Source organism: Pseudomonas sp. RT6P73 (assembly GCF_054897715.1).
Genome location: NZ_JBUBUV010000002.1, coordinates 2,357,653 through 2,372,894, shown reverse-complemented (window position 1 = coordinate 2,372,894; position 15,242 = coordinate 2,357,653). Strand labels below are relative to the sequence as shown.

Annotated in this window: 21 protein-coding genes and 3 tRNA genes; 16 read left to right on the top strand and 8 right to left on the bottom strand. The window is 58.7% G+C overall.

Features of this window, described 5'->3' with window-relative positions:
- The first annotated feature begins 75 nt into the window (after positions 1–75).
- Positions 76–357, top strand: coding sequence for a hypothetical protein (locus ACYZT6_RS11640; protein ID WP_462027005.1), 282 nt, complete (start codon positions 76–78; stop codon positions 355–357).
- An 11-nt stretch (positions 358–368) separates the two neighbouring features.
- On the opposite strand, the gene ACYZT6_RS11635 is transcribed toward ACYZT6_RS11640, so the two are convergent.
- Together ACYZT6_RS11635 and ACYZT6_RS11630 are read right to left on the bottom strand one after the other, a co-directional pair.
- Complete coding sequence (locus ACYZT6_RS11635; protein WP_462027004.1) at positions 369–599, bottom strand: hypothetical protein; 231 nt, start codon at positions 597–599, stop codon at positions 369–371.
- A gap of 72 nt (positions 600–671) precedes the next feature.
- Complete coding sequence (locus ACYZT6_RS11630; protein WP_462027003.1) at positions 672–1,028, bottom strand: hypothetical protein; 357 nt, start codon at positions 1,026–1,028, stop codon at positions 672–674.
- A 212-nt stretch (positions 1,029–1,240) separates the two neighbouring features.
- On the opposite strand from ACYZT6_RS11630, the gene ACYZT6_RS11625 reads away from it, so the two are divergent.
- The 6 genes from ACYZT6_RS11625 to ada all read left to right on the top strand — a co-directional run bounded on the left by ACYZT6_RS11625 (position 1,241) and on the right by ada (position 4,916).
- Positions 1,241–1,543, top strand: coding sequence for a DUF1883 domain-containing protein (locus ACYZT6_RS11625; RefSeq protein ID WP_007946189.1), 303 nt, complete (start codon positions 1,241–1,243; stop codon positions 1,541–1,543).
- 29 nt (positions 1,544–1,572) lie between these two features.
- Entirely contained in the window at positions 1,573–1,749 is a 177-nt protein-coding gene (locus tag ACYZT6_RS11620) for a hypothetical protein (protein WP_178082308.1), read from the top strand.
- 137 nt (positions 1,750–1,886) lie between these two features.
- Entirely contained in the window at positions 1,887–2,393 is a 507-nt protein-coding gene (locus ACYZT6_RS11615) for a methylated-DNA--[protein]-cysteine S-methyltransferase (protein WP_462027002.1), read from the top strand.
- Positions 2,390–3,094, top strand: a complete 705-nt coding sequence (locus ACYZT6_RS11610; RefSeq protein ID WP_462027001.1) for a 2OG-Fe(II) oxygenase — start codon at positions 2,390–2,392, stop codon at positions 3,092–3,094. Before ACYZT6_RS11615 ends, ACYZT6_RS11610 begins: the two co-directional genes overlap by 4 nt.
- Positions 3,084–3,764, top strand: coding sequence for a DNA oxidative demethylase AlkB (alkB, locus tag ACYZT6_RS11605; protein WP_462027000.1), 681 nt, complete (start codon positions 3,084–3,086; stop codon positions 3,762–3,764). The genes ACYZT6_RS11610 and alkB overlap by 11 nt, the downstream gene beginning before the upstream one ends.
- 87 nt (positions 3,765–3,851) lie before the next feature.
- Positions 3,852–4,916: a bifunctional DNA-binding transcriptional regulator/O6-methylguanine-DNA methyltransferase Ada gene (gene ada / locus ACYZT6_RS11600; RefSeq protein ID WP_462026999.1), complete on the top strand. Its 1,065-nt coding sequence runs from the start codon at positions 3,852–3,854 to the stop codon at positions 4,914–4,916.
- On the opposite strand, the gene acuI is transcribed toward ada, so the two are convergent.
- Positions 4,917–5,900: an acrylyl-CoA reductase (NADPH) gene (gene acuI / locus ACYZT6_RS11595; protein ID WP_462026998.1), complete on the bottom strand. Its 984-nt coding sequence runs from the start codon at positions 5,898–5,900 to the stop codon at positions 4,917–4,919.
- Positions 5,901–6,137: 237 nt separating this feature from the next.
- Here acuI and ACYZT6_RS11590 point away from each other — a divergent pair, with 237 nt between their 5' ends.
- The 8 genes from ACYZT6_RS11590 (at position 6,138) to ACYZT6_RS11555 (ending at position 12,350) form a co-directional block, all read left to right on the top strand.
- The gene (locus ACYZT6_RS11590) at positions 6,138–7,202 is read left to right on the top strand and encodes an NAD(P)H-dependent flavin oxidoreductase (RefSeq protein WP_462026997.1); all 1,065 of its coding nucleotides are present in this window, start codon (positions 6,138–6,140) and stop codon (positions 7,200–7,202) included.
- Positions 7,203–7,471: 269 nt separating this feature from the next.
- Complete coding sequence (gene modA, locus ACYZT6_RS11585; protein WP_462026996.1) at positions 7,472–8,239, top strand: molybdate ABC transporter substrate-binding protein; 768 nt, start codon at positions 7,472–7,474, stop codon at positions 8,237–8,239.
- The gene (modB, locus tag ACYZT6_RS11580; RefSeq protein WP_462026995.1) at positions 8,240–8,920 is read left to right on the top strand and encodes a molybdate ABC transporter permease subunit; all 681 of its coding nucleotides are present in this window, start codon (positions 8,240–8,242) and stop codon (positions 8,918–8,920) included. It abuts the gene before it with no gap.
- 3 nt (positions 8,921–8,923) lie between these two features.
- Positions 8,924–10,003 carry a molybdenum ABC transporter ATP-binding protein gene (gene modC / locus ACYZT6_RS11575; RefSeq protein ID WP_462026994.1) on the top strand — a complete coding sequence of 360 codons (1,080 nt, stop codon included), beginning with the start codon at positions 8,924–8,926 and terminating at the stop codon, positions 10,001–10,003.
- 77 nt (positions 10,004–10,080) lie between these two features.
- Positions 10,081–11,121, top strand: coding sequence for a DNA topoisomerase IB (locus tag ACYZT6_RS11570; protein WP_462026993.1), 1,041 nt, complete (start codon positions 10,081–10,083; stop codon positions 11,119–11,121).
- Positions 11,122–11,194: 73 nt separating this feature from the next.
- A complete protein-coding gene (locus ACYZT6_RS11565) occupies positions 11,195–11,416 on the top strand; it encodes a hypothetical protein (RefSeq protein ID WP_131058711.1) in 222 nt (73 codons plus the stop codon).
- A 115-nt stretch (positions 11,417–11,531) separates the two neighbouring features.
- Positions 11,532–11,762 (top strand): hypothetical protein, encoded by a 231-nt coding sequence (locus tag ACYZT6_RS11560; protein WP_010460746.1) that lies wholly within the window; start codon positions 11,532–11,534, stop codon positions 11,760–11,762.
- 303 nt (positions 11,763–12,065) lie between these two features.
- Entirely contained in the window at positions 12,066–12,350 is a 285-nt protein-coding gene (locus tag ACYZT6_RS11555; protein ID WP_462026992.1) for a hypothetical protein, read from the top strand.
- A 44-nt stretch (positions 12,351–12,394) separates the two neighbouring features.
- Here ACYZT6_RS11555 and ACYZT6_RS11550 read toward each other — a convergent pair whose 3' ends face one another.
- Positions 12,395–13,060 (bottom strand): TetR/AcrR family transcriptional regulator, encoded by a 666-nt coding sequence (locus tag ACYZT6_RS11550; RefSeq protein WP_462026990.1) that lies wholly within the window; start codon positions 13,058–13,060, stop codon positions 12,395–12,397.
- A gap of 179 nt (positions 13,061–13,239) precedes the next feature.
- Here ACYZT6_RS11550 and ACYZT6_RS11545 point away from each other — a divergent pair, with 179 nt between their 5' ends.
- Positions 13,240–14,076: an NmrA family NAD(P)-binding protein gene (locus ACYZT6_RS11545; protein ID WP_462026989.1), complete on the top strand. Its 837-nt coding sequence runs from the start codon at positions 13,240–13,242 to the stop codon at positions 14,074–14,076.
- 86 nt (positions 14,077–14,162) lie between these two features.
- Here the strand turns inward: ACYZT6_RS11545 and ACYZT6_RS11540 are convergent.
- From ACYZT6_RS11540 to pgsA, 4 genes are all read right to left on the bottom strand, one after another.
- Positions 14,163–14,249 (bottom strand) — tRNA-Leu (locus ACYZT6_RS11540).
- Positions 14,250–14,411: 162 nt separating this feature from the next.
- Positions 14,412–14,485, bottom strand: a tRNA-Cys gene (locus tag ACYZT6_RS11535).
- A 46-nt stretch (positions 14,486–14,531) separates the two neighbouring features.
- Positions 14,532–14,607, bottom strand: a tRNA-Gly gene (locus tag ACYZT6_RS11530).
- A gap of 63 nt (positions 14,608–14,670) precedes the next feature.
- The gene (pgsA, locus tag ACYZT6_RS11525) at positions 14,671–15,231 is read right to left on the bottom strand and encodes a CDP-diacylglycerol--glycerol-3-phosphate 3-phosphatidyltransferase (RefSeq protein ID WP_109632018.1); all 561 of its coding nucleotides are present in this window, start codon (positions 15,229–15,231) and stop codon (positions 14,671–14,673) included.
- Between the last annotated feature and the right edge of the window lie 11 nt (positions 15,232–15,242).

The window sequence follows — 15,242 nt, the reverse complement described above, 5'->3', positions numbered from 1 at the left end:
GCCAATCGCTATAACCTTTTCACACCGGCGCTGTCAGAGCGTCTAGCCCCCCTCGCTGAAGACGACACTATGAACATGAACAGAATTTTGCCCTTGATTGCGATCCTGGCCCTGAGCGGCTGCGCCACATCCGAAAAAATGTACCTGAACAACGGCGAGCAAGGCCTGGCGATCGACTGCTCCGGCGAAGCCAATTCCTGGGCCACGTGCTATGAAAAAGCCGATGCCTCCTGCGCCGGGACCGGCTACCGGATTGTCGGCACCGACGGAACACCGGCGCCCAAAGAAAGCGACAAGACCCTGGGGGTCGATGTCGGCAACTTCAAGAACCGCAGCGTCGTGGTGGTCTGCAAGTAAGGCGCCCTGCCCTACATGTGTATTTCCGCGAATTTGATCCCGAGGCCGCGCACGGTCTCGATCAAATCGTCGAGACGACCAAATGATTCGACCTCGTCATTATCATCCACCAGGAAATAACTGCGCCCAGCGCTTTTCTTGAAAAACACGATCCATTCCCCAGGATTCGCTGGATTTTGAATGACATGGGTGGCAGAGATCAGCCCCTCTGCATGGCATCCCCGTACCTGCTCTCGCTTCATGCTCGACTCCAGAAATGACAATGCCGCCAAAGCATGACTTTGACGGCATCGGTATGAACGGTGGCCAGTCTATCAGCCGGAAATGCACGCATTGGCGGCTTTCTGCACGTCTTTCGGACGCACTGGCACATTGGACATGCGCTCATGCAGCTTGATACCGCTGCCACCCGAGCGATCTTCGATGTCGAACACCGCAGCCGGGGCCGTCGAGAATTTTGCCGGCACGATCACGCGCATCCCGTCCTTTTGCGACTCCACTTGCAGGGCACCACGACTGTCGGCCAGTTTTTCAACCAGGCATTGCGCGTACTCATTGGGCTTTTTGCCTGAGATCACGTTCATGGTGGGCAGCGTCTGGTTAATCTCCGAGACACTCGCACAACCACTCACTACCAATGCCAACGGCAAGACCAACGAACCCCACTTCATATAAAACCTCCGATAAAGACCCTCCGACAGCACAAATGCCAATTTTCTCCGAGGCTCACTGCGTTTATCGCTCATAGAATTCCGAATAACTGTTTTTAATTGTCAAAGCGAACCCCGACGACCGGATAATAACCTGTTCGGGCTGATAAACTGCGCCAATCGCCCATGCTATCGTTTTGATTTTGTAGAAAAAGCCCTTCTGGAGGCGCCTCATGAAATTTATCCACCAGCGCGAGCACCTCAACGAAGACGACATCGTCGTCATCCAGTGCTCCCAAACTTGCAACATCCGTTTGATGAACGACGCCAACTTCCGCAGCTTCAAGAACGGCGGCCGTCACACTTACCACGGTGGTGCGTTCGACACCTTCCCGGCCCGAATCACTGCGCCAAGCACCGGTTTCTGGAACATCACCATCGACACGGTCAATCGCCGGCCGATCAGCGTGACCCGCAAACCGACCCTGACGCACTCGATCAAGATCATCCGCCGCTCTAGCACGAAACTGAGCTGAGTGACGTTCCCACACGAAGACAGGCAGGTATGACCGTGGCCCAGACGACCAAGTACGTCATCAAATACAAACTCAACGGCGAACGCCGCTTCGAATTTGCCCAGCTTGAAAACGGCACAGAAGAAGAAGCCAAAGCCGCGCTGGACGCCATTCATGGTTCGAGCGAAGACGTCATCAGCGACATCGCGGTCAGCAAAGCGCTGTAACGCGACCCGGCATCCGGAGCGACAACAAGGACGTCATGCTCCGCGCCCGTTTCGAATTCGACCGCAAGCGCCGGAGTGTTCACTCCCTTGGCGCTCCCTAGACTGGCCACCTCGACCTTTGGTTAAGGAGTCAGAACATGCTTACTTCCCCGATTCGCTACATCAGCGGCACTTCCAGCCTTGGCGTCTTAATGCTGGCATTCAGCGCCGAGGGCCTGTGCGCGTTGTTGCTTGGCGACGATTTGATCACCCTCGAACGAGATTTGGCGCGGCGCTTCCCCGGCCAACCCACCCCGCAGCGCGATGAAGGCTTGATGCCGGCTCTGGAGCAAACCCTGCGTCACCTCGAAGACCCGCGCAGTGAACTCGATCTGCTACTGGATTTGACCGGCAGCGTGTTTCAACGCCGGGTCTGGGAAGTTCTGCGGCAAATCCCCGTCGGCGAAACCGCCAGCTACCGCGATATCGCCCAACGCCTCGGCCAGCCCAGCGCTTTTCGGGCGGTGGCGAATGCCTGTGGGGCAAACCCGGTGGCCGTTATCGTGCCTTGCCATCGGGTGCTGCGCCAGGATGGCAGCCTTGGCGGCTATCGTTGGGGATTGGAGCGCAAACGGCAGTTGCTCGATCGCGAGGCTCAACGATGAGCGAGCAAAACTTCGATGCGCTGGACTGGGCAACCCTGGAGCAACAACTCGATCAGGATGGCTGCGCCATCATCAGGTCGCTGTTGAGCTCGCAGGCGTGCGACGACGTCAGTGCCCTCTACGCCCAGCCAGGCCCCTTTCGCTCGCAAGTGGTGATGGCGCGTCACGGCTTTGGCCGTGGCGAGTACAAGTACTTTAAATACCCGTTGCCTGAACCGGTCGCCCTTTTGCGCAGCGCGCTCTACCCTCGGCTGGTGCCGATCGCCAACCGCTGGTACGAATGCATGGACCTGCCGACCCGTTTTCCCGACTCCCACGAAGCGTTTCTGCAACGCTGCCATGCCGCCGGTCAGGAGCGCCCGACTCCGTTATTGCTGCAATATGGCCCGCAGGACTACAACTGCTTGCATCAGGATCTGTACGGCGAACACGTGTTCCCGCTGCAAGTGGCGATTCTTCTGTCGGAACCGGACGAAGATTTCACCGGCGGCGAGTTTGTACTGACCGAACAACGCCCGCGGATGCAGTCACGCCCTCAGGTTATCGGCCTGAAAAAAGGCGATGGTTTGATCTTTGCGGTCAGCCAGCGCCCGGTCAAAGGCGTTCGCGGCTATTACCGAGTGACGATGCGTCATGGCGTGAGTCGCCTGCACAGCGGAAAACGGCATACCCTTGGAATCATCTTTCACGATGCGTTATGACCCCATGAGCCCGACCACCCTGGATTTGTTTGCCGAGGCCGAGCCCGAGCAAGCGCCCAGACGCGAGCAGATCGGCGAACAGTCCTACGTCTTGCGCGGCTTTGCCCTGCCCCGACTGGATCAGTTGCTCCCCGCACTGGAAGCGGTTCTGACGGCCGCGCCGTTTCGGCAGATGGTCACGCCCGGCGGCTTTACCATGTCGGTGGCCTTGAGCAGTTGCGGCACCTGGGGCTGGACCACGGACCGCAGCGGCTACAAATACACGCGCAACGACCCACAGACCGGGCAACCCTGGCCCGAAATGCCCAATGTGTTTTTCGAACTGGCACAGGCCGCAGCACGGGAAGCGGGATTTGCTGATTTTGTTCCGGATTCCTGCCTGATCAACCGCTATGTCCCCGGGGCCAAAATGTCATTGCACCAGGACAAGGACGAAGGTTCCTACGCAGCACCGATCGTTTCGGTGTCGCTGGGGTTGCCTGCCATCTTCCTGTTTGGCGGTTTTGAACGGAGCGATAAAAGCCAACGCGTACCGCTGCTGCACGGCGATATCGTGGTCTGGGGAGGCGTTGATCGCTTGCGTTATCACGGCGTGCTGCCGATCAAGGACGGTCATCACCCGCGCCTGGGTGAACAACGGATCAACTTCACCTTTCGAACCGCCGGATGAAGCCCTCGAATTCAACCGCAAGACTCGGGGTGCCGCGGTTTTGCGGGCTGGTTAATCTGAAGGAAACGGGTCAACGGACATGAAGCCATGACAACTCATTCAACAAAGATTGCCACCGAGAACGATCCGCGCTGGGCCGCCGTCGTTGCACGGGATCCCGGTGCCGACGGGCAGTTTGTCTATGCCGTCAAAACCACCGGGATCTATTGCCGCCCCAGTAGCCTGGCGCGTTTGCCGAATCCGCAGAATGTCGAATTTTTCGACACGGCCGAACAAGCCCAGGCGGCAGGTTATCGTCCGAGCAAACGGGCCACGAAGGATCAAAGCGACGTCGCCGCACAACACGCGGCAACCGTGGCCGCCGCCTGCCGCTACATTGAGTCCGCCGAAAATCTACCTGCGTTGACTGAACTGGCAGACGCTGCGGGTCTGAGCAGCTTCCACTTTCATCGAGTGTTCAAAGCGGTGACCGGGCTGACACCCAAGGGTTACGCCAGCGCCCATCGCTCACGCAAGGTTCGCGAACGACTGGCCGACGGCGGCTCGGTCACCGACGCCCTGTACGACGCCGGTTTCAACTCCAACAGTCGCTTCTATGAGTCGGCCGATCAGCTGCTGGGCATGAAGCCCGGCGACTACCGAGCGTCAGGCCAGAACAACGACATCCGTTTTGCCGTCGGCCAGTGTTCCCTGGGGGCGATTCTGGTGGCGCAAAGTGAACGCGGCGTTTGCGCGATATTGTTGGGGGATGATCCGCATCAACTGGTCTGCGATCTTCAGGACAAGTTTCGGCGTGCGAATTTGATTGGCTCCGACCACGCGTTCGAGCAGTTGATCGCTAAGGTTGTGGGTTTTATCGAAGCACCGGCCATTGGCCTGGACTTGCCGCTGGACGTTCGCGGCACCGCGTTTCAAGAGCGGGTCTGGCAAGCGTTGCGGGAGATTCCGGCGGGCAGCACCGCCAGCTACGCCGATATCGCTCAGCGTATCGGCGCGCCCAAAGCCGTGCGCGCTGTGGCCCAGGCCTGTGGCGCGAACAGTATTGCGGTGGCGATTCCTTGCCACCGCGTGGTGCGCAGCGACGGCAACCTGTCGGGATATCGCTGGGGGGTTGAACGCAAGCGTCAATTGCTGGAGCGCGAGACTCGCTAATCAGCGATTCACATCGACTACAACTCGCCCGCGCAATTGCCCGGCGAGCAAGCGCGGCGCGGCGTCGATGGCTTCGCTCAAGCCGATTTCATGGCTGATCAGCGGCAGCAACGCGAAGTCCAGGTCCTTGGCCAGGCGATTCCAGGCCTGTACCCGTTTGGCTTTGGGTTGGGTCACGCTGTTGATCCCGGCCAATGTCACGCCGCGCAAAATGAACGGCGCGACGGAGGCCGGAAAGTCCATGCCTTGTGCCAGACCGCAGGCGGCGACCGTGCCATTGGCCTTGGTGCTGGCGCAGGCGTTGGCCAACGTGTGGCTGCCGACCGAATCGATCACCGCCGCCCAGCGTTCCTTGGCCAACGGTTTGCCCGGCTCGGAAAGCGTGGCGCGATCGATGATCTCGCTGGCACCCAGTTGCTTGAGGTAATCGTGTTCGGAGGTGCGGCCCGTGGAAGCCACGACCCTGTAGCCGAGCTTGCTCAGCAGCGCGATGGCGAAACTGCCCACCCCGCCGTTGGCACCGGTGACCAGGACTTCACCCTGATCAGGCGTTACGCCGTTATGTTCCAGCGCCAGGATGCACAGCATCGCCGTGTAACCGGCCGTGCCGATTGCCATGGCCTGGGCTGCGGTGAATTCCTTGGGTAGCGCAATCAGCCAGTCGCCATTAACACGCGCTTTTTGCGCCAGTCCGCCCCAATGCCCTTCACCCACGCCCCAGCCATTGAGCAGGACCTGGTCACCGACCTTGTAGTCTGGATGACCACTGACTTCGACCGTACCGGCCAGATCGATCCCCGGCACCATCGGGAATTTCCTGACCACCGGACTGCTGCCGGTGATCGCCAGGCCATCCTTGAAGTTCAGCGTGCTGTACGCCACGCGCACTGTCACATCGCCCTCGGGCAGTTGATCGTCATTGATCTCTTGCAGTGTGGCCCGGTAACCGCTGTCGTCTTTGGCGATCAAAATACCTTTGAACATCATTGCCTCTCAACGGAATCAATCAAATGGTGGGACCATTGAAATACCACAAACAAACATTTGGCCGTACAAGACTTTAGCCAAACGAGTAAGGCGCCGAGCGTTTCAATGACGTGCGGTTTCGCTTTTTTTTTGCGGTCCTGGAATACCGGAAAACGTCCCGGATACAAAAGTCGACTGGCCCTGCGTCAGCCATTGCTGGTAAAAAACCGGTCTACCCGTCGGAGAATCTTTCAAATGAGCCAATGGCCAGACACCCGCATTCTTGACCTGCTCGGCATCGAATTGCCGATCATCCAGGCCCCCATGGCCGGAGCAACCGGCTCGGCCATGGTCATCGCGGCGAGTAACGCCGGTGGCCTGGGCTCGATGCCCGCGGCAATGCTGAGCATCGAGCAGCTGCGCGAAGAGCTGAAGACGATCCGTCAAAACAGCCAGCGACCGTTCAACATCAACTATTTTTGCCATCAGACTCCAGCCGCCGATGAGCAACGCGCTCAGGAATGGAAGCATTTGCTGGAACCTTACTACCGGGAACTGGGCGTCGATTTCGATGCACCCACGCCGGTGTCCAATCGCGCGCCTTTCGATAACGCCGCCTGCGAAGTGCTCGAAGAGTTTCGTCCCGAAGTCGTGAGCTTTCACTTCGGCCTGCCGGAAAAATCGCTGCTGGATCGAGTAAAAGCCACGGGGGCGAAAATTCTCTCTTCGGCGACCACGGTCGAGGAAGCCATCTGGCTGGAACAACAGGGCTGCGACGCGATTATCGCCATGGGCTACGAGGCGGGCGGACATCGCGGGATGTTTCTCAGCGACGACTTGAGCAGCCAGGTGGGAACATTCGCCCTGGTGCCTCAGGTCGTCGATGCGGTGAAAGTGCCGGTGATTGCAGCGGGCGGGATCAGTGATGCCCGGGGCGTTGCGGCGGCGTTTCTGTTGGGCGCTTCTGCGGTGCAGGTGGGGACGGCTTATCTGTTCACGCCGGAAGCCAAGGTCAGCGCGTCTCACCACAAGGCGTTGCGCACGGCTAAGGAAAGCGAAACCGCAGTGACCAATCTTTTCACCGGCCGCCCGGCACGGGGAATTCTCAATCGGGTGATGCGCGAAATTGGGCCCATGACCGATAAAGCACCAGCCTTCCCTTTGGCCGGCGGTGCGTTGATGCCGTTGCGTGCCAAGGGTGAAGCGGATTTCAGCAACCTCTGGGCCGGGCAGGCGTTCACGTTGGGAGTTGAAATGACTACGGCGGAGCTGACACGGCGTTTGGCGGAAGAAGGCCTGGCCAAGTTGCTTCATCGGTAACGCATGTTGTTGTAGCAGCTGCCGAGTAACACGAGGCTGCGTTCGGCTGCGCAGCAGTCGTCAAACCAGCCACCGCGGTCATTCAGGTTAACCGTGGCGCCTGGATTTACGACTGCTTCGCAGCCGAACGCAGCCTCGCGTTGCTCGGCAGCTGCTACAGGTCATGCGCGACTTCAGCGTCCAACAATTCCGTTCGCAGGCATTTCGCTATATATTCCGATATATAGCGTTTCACCCCTCGCTGCATTTGCCTATAACGGAGCCGTTTCATGTCCATGCGTGCCTCACGTTTTGCCCCCATCCGCCTCGCGAGCCTGCTCGCCGTGTTCGCTTTCGGGTCCGCCCAGGCGGACGAAGTCCAGGTGGCCGTCGCCGCTAACTTCACCGCGCCGATTCAGGCCATCGCTGCAGCTTTCGAGAAAGACACCGGGCATAAACTGGTCACTTCGTCTGGTGCGACGGGACAGTTCTACACCCAGATCAAGAATGGCGCGCCGTTCGAAGTGTTCCTCTCGGCAGACGACACCACCCCGCAAAAACTCGAAGCTGAAGGTGATACCGTCAAGGGTTCGCGCTTCACTTACGCTATTGGCACTCTGGCACTGTGGTCAGCCAAGGAGGGTTACGTCGATGCCAAGGGTGATGTGCTGAAAAAGAACGAGTACAAACACCTCTCCATTGCCAACCCGAAAGCGGCGCCTTACGGCTTGGCCGCCACTCAGGTGCTGGCCAAGCTGGACCTGACCGACAAGGTCAAAGACAAGATCGTTGAAGGCCAGAACATCACCCAGGCCTATCAATTCGTTTCCACTGGCAATGCCGAACTGGGCTTCGTGGCCTTGTCGCAGATCTACAAAGACGGCAAAGTCACCGCCGGTTCGGCCTGGATCGTTCCGGCCGACATACACGACCCGATCAAACAAGATGCGGTGATCCTCAATAAGGGCAAGGACAACCCGGCTGCCAAGGCGCTGGTTGACTACCTCAAGGGGCCGAAAGCCGCCGCTGTCATCAAGTCCTACGGTTACCAACTCTAAATGACGCTCACGAGTGCCGATTTTTCCGCCATCTGGCTGACCCTGAAACTGGCGTCCCTGACGACGGTTATCCTGTTGATCATCGGCACTCCGATTGCGTTATGGCTGTCGCGCACCCAATCCTGGTGGCGCGGCCCGGTCGGGGCCATCGTCGCCCTGCCCCTGGTCCTGCCACCCACGGTGATTGGCTTTTATTTGTTGTTGGCGCTTGGCCCTCACGGCTTTGTCGGCCAATTCACCCAGTCATTGGGTCTTGGCACCCTGACTTTCAGTTTTGCAGGCCTTGTGATCGGCTCGGTGCTGTACTCGATGCCGTTCGTGGTCCAGCCGCTGCAAAACGCTTTTTCCACCATTGGCACTCGCCCACTGGAAGTGGCCGCTACCTTGCGCGCCAACCCCTGGGACACTTTTTTCAGCGTGATCCTGCCCCTGGCTCGACCCGGATTCATCACCGCAGCCATTCTCGGTTTCGCCCATACCGTTGGCGAGTTCGGCGTGGTGCTGATGATCGGTGGCAACATTCCCGACAAGACCCGCGTGGTCTCGGTGCAGATCTACGATCACGTTGAAGCCATGGAATACGCCCAGGCCCATTGGCTGGCCGGGGCAATGCTGGTGTTCTCCTTTGCCGTGTTGCTGGCGCTCTACTCCAGCCGCAAGACCAAAACAGGCTGGAGCTGATCGATGATTCATGCGCGTCTGAAACTGCGTTATTCGGGATTCGCCCTGGAGGTGGATCTACAATTGCCTGGCCGTGGGGTGACGGCACTTTACGGACATTCCGGTTCGGGCAAGACCACGTGTCTGCGCTGTATCGCTGGTCTGGAACGTGCCGAACAGGGCTTTATCCAGGTCAACGATGAAGTCTGGCAGGACAGCGACAAGAAGATTTTTGTACCGCCGCATAAACGCGCACTGGGTTACGTTTTTCAGGAAGCGAGTCTGTTTCCCCATCTGTCGGTGCTGGCCAACCTGGAATTCGGCCTGAAGCGCATTCCCAAGCAGCAACGTCGGGTCGACATGACGCATGCCACTGAGCTGCTGGGCATCGGCCATCTGCTGGACCGCCATCCGCAGCACCTCTCCGGCGGCGAACGGCAGCGAATCGGCATCGCGCGCGCGCTGCTCACCAGCCCGAAGCTGTTGCTGATGGACGAACCGCTGGCGGCGCTGGACAGCCAGCGCAAAAACGAAATCCTGCCTTACCTGCAACGCCTGCACGACGAACTGGACATCCCGGTGCTGTACGTCAGTCACTCTCAGGATGAGGTCGCCCGACTGGCCGACCACATCGTCCTGCTGAGCGACGGCAAGGCGTTGGCCAGCGGCCCCATCGGCGAAACCCTGGCGCGCCTCGACTTGCCCCTGGCGCTGGGCGACGATGCCGGCGTGGTGATTGAAGGACATGCCAGCGCGTACGACCCTCACTATCAATTGCTGACGTTGCAACTGCCCGGTACCGACCTGAGCATTCGCGTGGCGCACGCTCCGATGACCCAGGGCCAGGCGCTGCGCTGCAAGGTCCAGGCACGTGATGTCAGCCTGAGCCTGCAAGGCGTGGGGCAAAGCAGCATCCTCAATCGCTTGCCGGTGACGGTGATCAGCGAAATCGGCGCCGATAACGCCGCCCACGTGCTGATCCGCCTGAATGCTGCCGGCACGCCGTTGCTGGCACGCATCACCCGCTACTCCAGGGACCAACTGGGCGTGCACCCCGGCCAGCAACTCTGGGCGCAGATCAAGGCGGTGGCCGTCCTGGCGTAAATTCGTCGGCACCACGGCGAACGGGCGCGGTCAATGGCTGTACAGGCCCCCTGACTTGATCGCCAAGGATTTTCGCCATGTCCGACACCGCGCTGCCCGATGTGCTGCCACCCGACCTGCATTATGTCGATGACACGCAGCCTGGAATCACCCGCAAACTATTGCGTGGCAAATTCTGCTACTTCGATCCCGCAGGCCAGCGCATTACCGATCCCGACGAAATCAAACGCCTCAACGCCCTTGCGGTGCCGCCGGCCTACACAAATGTGTGGATCTGCGCTGACCCACGCGGCCATTTGCAAGCCACCGGGCGTGACGCTCGCGGTCGCAAACAATACCGTTATCACGTGCGCTGGCGCGAAGTGCGCGATGCCGACAAATACTCGCGCCTGCGGGACTTTGGCCTGGCACTGCCGAAACTGCGCAAACAGCTTGAAGCACTGCTGGACGCTCCGGGTTTCAGCCGAGACAAAGTCATGGCCACGGTCATTACCTTGCTCGATGCAACGCTGATCCGGGTCGGCAACACTCAATACGCACGGGAAAATCGCTCGTACGGGCTGACGACCCTGCGCAGCCGTCACGTCGAGGTCAACGGCAGTGCGATCCTGTTCCAGTTCCGCGGCAAGAGTGGTGTCGAGCACCAGATCACCGTAAAAGACCGACGCCTAGCGCGAATCATCAAGCGCTGCCTGGAGATTCCCGGACAAGACCTCTTTCAGTACCTGGACGAAAATGGGGAGCGGCACACCGTCAGCTCCTCAGACGTCAACGCCTACCTGCAAACCCTCACCGGCGCCGACTTCACGGCCAAGGATTACCGCACCTGGGCGGGTAGTGCTCTGGCATTGTCGGTGCTGCGCGAGTTGCAGTGGGAACCCGAGTCGGATGCGAAACGGCATGTGGTGGAAATGGTCAAGAACGTCGCGAAGCAACTCGGCAACACCCCGGCGGTGTGCCGCAAATGCTACATCCACCCGGCGGTGCTCGAAGGTTTCATGCTCGGCGCCTTGGCCCAACTGCCGCGGCCGAGGCTGCGTAAAGGGCTCAGGGCAGAGGAAGTGGGGCTGGCCATGTATCTGGAGAAAATGATCGCGGCGGCCGAATCGACGAAATGACCCGTCCATTTTTTTGCACGATCGCAAAGAACTTCTATAGTTGATGTGGACATGAATCAGCCTCGGTGACGCCATGGAAGACATTTTCGTTGTGCAACGTTGCAACAAGATCATCATTCATGGCCGCCGGGCCGGAGAAGTCAGTCACCCGCCACCTGAAGCCGAAGTCTGGTATCGCATCTTCGATACCCGCACCCATGGATTCATCGGTGACGGTTATGATCTTGAAGAAGATGCCCAGCGTGAATGCCTGCGGCTCAATCTCACCTCACAAGTGACGGCCCGACAAGCCTGAAGTACGGGTCTATACTGAAAACAGCTGAAGGACCAGCGACCCCATCGGCAGAGAGCTCGCACCACGCGGGCTTTTTGCTGCTATTTGTCAGGTTTCTTGAACGGAGGTGTTTGCCATGTCCGAAAAAGAGTCCATCACCACCCTGCTCACCCTGCTCGACTCCCGCCAGGCTCGACTTGCCGCTGCGTGCAAGGAGATTGCCGACTGGGTAGATCATCAAGGAGGGCACCCGACAGCCCTCAGAATTCGTGACCGCCTGAACGACATCGAAAAAGACGCGCCACTGATTCGAAACACCCTGTCTTCGTTAAAACCTGTCGACCCGCCTCTTCCGCGGTTCAGATGATTCGATCTGGACGCGCGATTCGAGAACAGGGCCTGATTCAGGACGCATGAACGGCGACTCCATCGTCACCGCGCCCGTGCCTGTCTGATTTTCTTGCGCTACACACCCATCCGGCCTTGCGCTGGGATTTTTTGTGGCCCTCTTTTCACGTAACGTTCACAACACACGTCCTACAGTGAACCACTCCTTTGAGAAATACCCTGGTCTGCCCGCATGCAGGCCTTTTTTTTGCCTGTCTGTCAGCCAGCGAACGTCAACGTCATCGGGAGGTCAAACGATCACACGTCGCGAAGGAGACGTCCCATGGTCACCCACTTCAAAGTCAGCGGGCATCTGGCCTGCGGTCACAAGGGCAGCAATCTCACATCAAGCAGCGAATTGACCCGCGTAAAGTGCAGAAGCTGCCGAAACACCGACGCGTTCAAGGACGCGCGCAAAGACGAACGCAACGCAGCACGCCGTGCTGCACGCAAGGCCAAAGTCACCCACACCGCCAAGGACTGGCGTGCAGCCTGGGTAGATCGGCTGACTGCCATGACCGGGTTGCAAAGACTACCTCGTGGTTTTACCGGCCAGCCTTTTGTTTAAAGTGCTGATTAAAAAGCTGGGTCGACTTGCTCGGCCCAGTCCTGTCATGACTCGCTCGCATTCATGCACACCGGTTCGATGATCTCCGCGAGCGACATGCGCTTGAAAGCTTCAAACAACCGCCGCCCCTCTTCGGGCGCACATGAAATGGCCAGCCGCATGGTCGCCTCTCCGAGCTGCCAGATCAGAAAGGCAGAATCAACAACTCGCTGCGCATCGCTGCCTGGAAACACCCGCAGCATCGCATCGGCCAGCAACCCGCCCGCCACGCGACTCTCCTCCAGCTCCAACGCCAGCAGCTGCTTGTCCGCCTGCATACCCGACCAGATATCACGCATCGCAGGCTCGGCCTGAACGATCTCGTAGTACTGATCCAGCAGATCCGAATAGGCATCAGCCAACCCTTGCGCATCCTGCACCGCGTCCAGCGCTTCTTCGATACAGCGACGGCTTGCGGCGTTGTAGCGCTCGGCCAGCGTGCGAATGACCGAACTCTTATCGGGAAAGTACTGATAAAGCGATCCGATCGAGATCTCGGAGCGTTCGGCAATTTCGCTCATCTTGACTTGATCGCTGCCCTTGGTCGCGATCAGTTGAGTCGCCACGGCAAGAATTCGCTCCTGCCGCTCGCGACTGCGTTGTTGCGAGGGATTGCGTCGGCTCGGCTCTGAAACAGGTTGCTCGAGCCCGGCGGCGGCTTTCTTTCGCACTGGCGTGGTTCCCGATTAATAACATGACAAGCACTCACCTTAGCACCCGGCACGGTTGCTCCCAAGTGGTTGCGTCCGCACGTCGGTTTTCTCGCTCACGTTGGTTGACGGCAGAACATGAGCGTTTATCATCTTTTAAACGTGAGTATCACTCACATAACCCGCTGGAGATGAACGCGATGAAAAACAAACAAGACGCCATCCTCGTTCTCGGTGCGACCGGTAAAACAGGGCGCAGGATCACTCAACATCTCAACGCCGCGGGATTGCCTGTGCGCCTGGGATCGCGCGAGGCAAATCCACCCTTTGACTGGGAAGACCGGACGACCTGGGATGCAGCGCTTGATGGTGTTCACGCTGTTTATATCTCCTATCAGCCGGACCTCGCCGTACCAGGCGCCCTCGAGACAGTTCAGGCGTTTACCGATCTGGCTGTCAAAAGCGGCGTCGGCAAACTGGTGCTGCTGTCCGGGCGCGGCGAGATCGAAGCGGAACAGGCCGAACGCGTCATACAGAACAGCGGTGTCGACTGGACGATCCTTCGGGCAAGCTGGTTTTTTCAGAACTTCAGTGAGGCGCATTTTCTGGAGCCCATTCTTGAAGGAGAACTGGCGCTGCCCGTCGGCAACATCGCGGAACCCTTCGTCGATGTGGAGGACATTGCCGAAATCGCCGTCCAGGCGCTGACCCAACCTGGGCACTCACGCCAACTCTACGAATTGACCGGGCCACGGGCGCTGACGTTTGCCGAGGCGGTCGATGAGATCGCCAAGGGAACCGGGCGCGATATCCGTTTCACTGCCGTTCCGTCGGAAGACTATCGTCAGGCGCTGGAACAGGCACAACTTCCACCGCAGTTGATCGACCTGGTGCTGTATCTCTTCACGACGGTGCTCGACGGTCGCAACACGCCACTGACTGATGGCGTTCAGCGTGCACTAGGCCGGCCTGCACGAGACTTCAGCGATTATGTTAAGCGCGCCGCTGCTACAGGAGTCTGGCAGAACCAGGGTTGAGATCGATGAGGATCGCCTGTCAAAAATTGCGGAGCAGAAACGACAAAGGCCTGCATGAGTTTCCTCATGCAGGCCTTTAATATGTATGGTGCCCGAAGCCGGAATCGAACCGGCACGCCCTTACGAGCGGGGGATTTTAAGTCCCATGCGTCTACCAGTTTCGCCATTCGGGCGGTAGCGCGGTGAAGCTGTCTGGCTTGTGCAACAGAGGACGAAATATATACATCCCGTCCCGGTGAAGCAAGTTCGCAGATACCCTTTTCAAGACAAAATCTTGCAAGGCTGCGCAAATAAAAAAGCTCCGTAAATCAAAGATCTACGGAGCTTGTTTATAGTGGAGGCCGAGGTCGGAATCGAACCGGCGTAGGTGGATTTGCAATCCACTGCATAACCATTTTGCTACTCGGCCTCAAACATTTGCTGTCATGTAGCGCAACATCAAATGTGTACAAACTTGGAGCGGGAAACGAGACTCGAACTCGCGACCCCGACCTTGGCAAGGTCGTGCTCTACCAACTGAGCTATTCCCGCGTCTTGGTGTGGCGCATTCTATAGAATCCAGAAGCCCCGTCAACCCTTTGATTCAAAAAAGTTTTATTTCTTTTCCACGTCGGTCTTCAGATGCGGCCAGGCAGCCCGCAGGTATTGGACCATCGACCACAATGTCAGGCCGGCAGACACCAGCAGCAAGGCGTAACCGATCAAGACCCAGAAAGTGAAGTCCGATGGATTGGCGAGCAGGATCACCAGCGCGAGCATTTGCGCGGCGGTTTTCCATTTGCCCAGGTTCGACACGGCGACGTGAGCGCGGGCGCCGAGTTCGGCCATCCATTCGCGCAGAGCCGAAACGACAATCTCGCGACCGATGATGACTGCGGCAGGCAGTGTGAGCCACAGATTACCGTGCTCTTGCACCAGCAATACCAGCGCAACGGCAACCATGAGCTTGTCAGCCACGGGATCGAGGAAAGCCCCGAATGGCGTGCTTTGTTCCAGACGACGCGCCAGATAACCGTCCAGCCAGTCAGTGGCGGCGGCAAATGCGAAGACCGAGGCGGAGGCCAGGTAGCTCCATTGATAAGGCAGGTAGAACAGTAAAATGAAGATCGGGATGAGCAGGACGCGTAGAACGGTAATCAGATTAGGGATATTCATCGGCACAACTG

Coding starts and splice junctions, on each gene's coding strand:
- ACYZT6_RS11640 (WP_462027005.1), top strand. CDS start 76: ATGAACAGAATTTTGCCCTTGATTGCGATCCTGGCCCTGAGCGGCTGC.
- ACYZT6_RS11635 (WP_462027004.1), bottom strand. CDS start 599: ATGAAGCGAGAGCAGGTACGGGGATGCCATGCAGAGGGGCTGATCTCT.
- ACYZT6_RS11630 (WP_462027003.1), bottom strand. CDS start 1,028: ATGAAGTGGGGTTCGTTGGTCTTGCCGTTGGCATTGGTAGTGAGTGGT.
- ACYZT6_RS11625 (WP_007946189.1), top strand. CDS start 1,241: ATGAAATTTATCCACCAGCGCGAGCACCTCAACGAAGACGACATCGTC.
- ACYZT6_RS11620 (WP_178082308.1), top strand. CDS start 1,573: ATGACCGTGGCCCAGACGACCAAGTACGTCATCAAATACAAACTCAAC.
- ACYZT6_RS11615 (WP_462027002.1), top strand. CDS start 1,887: ATGCTTACTTCCCCGATTCGCTACATCAGCGGCACTTCCAGCCTTGGC.
- ACYZT6_RS11610 (WP_462027001.1), top strand. CDS start 2,390: ATGAGCGAGCAAAACTTCGATGCGCTGGACTGGGCAACCCTGGAGCAA.
- alkB (WP_462027000.1), top strand. CDS start 3,084: ATGCGTTATGACCCCATGAGCCCGACCACCCTGGATTTGTTTGCCGAG.
- ada (WP_462026999.1), top strand. CDS start 3,852: ATGACAACTCATTCAACAAAGATTGCCACCGAGAACGATCCGCGCTGG.
- acuI (WP_462026998.1), bottom strand. CDS start 5,900: ATGTTCAAAGGTATTTTGATCGCCAAAGACGACAGCGGTTACCGGGCC.
- ACYZT6_RS11590 (WP_462026997.1), top strand. CDS start 6,138: ATGAGCCAATGGCCAGACACCCGCATTCTTGACCTGCTCGGCATCGAA.
- modA (WP_462026996.1), top strand. CDS start 7,472: ATGTCCATGCGTGCCTCACGTTTTGCCCCCATCCGCCTCGCGAGCCTG.
- modB (WP_462026995.1), top strand. CDS start 8,240: ATGACGCTCACGAGTGCCGATTTTTCCGCCATCTGGCTGACCCTGAAA.
- modC (WP_462026994.1), top strand. CDS start 8,924: ATGATTCATGCGCGTCTGAAACTGCGTTATTCGGGATTCGCCCTGGAG.
- ACYZT6_RS11570 (WP_462026993.1), top strand. CDS start 10,081: ATGTCCGACACCGCGCTGCCCGATGTGCTGCCACCCGACCTGCATTAT.
- ACYZT6_RS11565 (WP_131058711.1), top strand. CDS start 11,195: ATGGAAGACATTTTCGTTGTGCAACGTTGCAACAAGATCATCATTCAT.
- ACYZT6_RS11560 (WP_010460746.1), top strand. CDS start 11,532: ATGTCCGAAAAAGAGTCCATCACCACCCTGCTCACCCTGCTCGACTCC.
- ACYZT6_RS11555 (WP_462026992.1), top strand. CDS start 12,066: ATGGTCACCCACTTCAAAGTCAGCGGGCATCTGGCCTGCGGTCACAAG.
- ACYZT6_RS11545 (WP_462026989.1), top strand. CDS start 13,240: ATGAAAAACAAACAAGACGCCATCCTCGTTCTCGGTGCGACCGGTAAA.
- pgsA (WP_109632018.1), bottom strand. CDS start 15,231: ATGAATATCCCTAATCTGATTACCGTTCTACGCGTCCTGCTCATCCCG.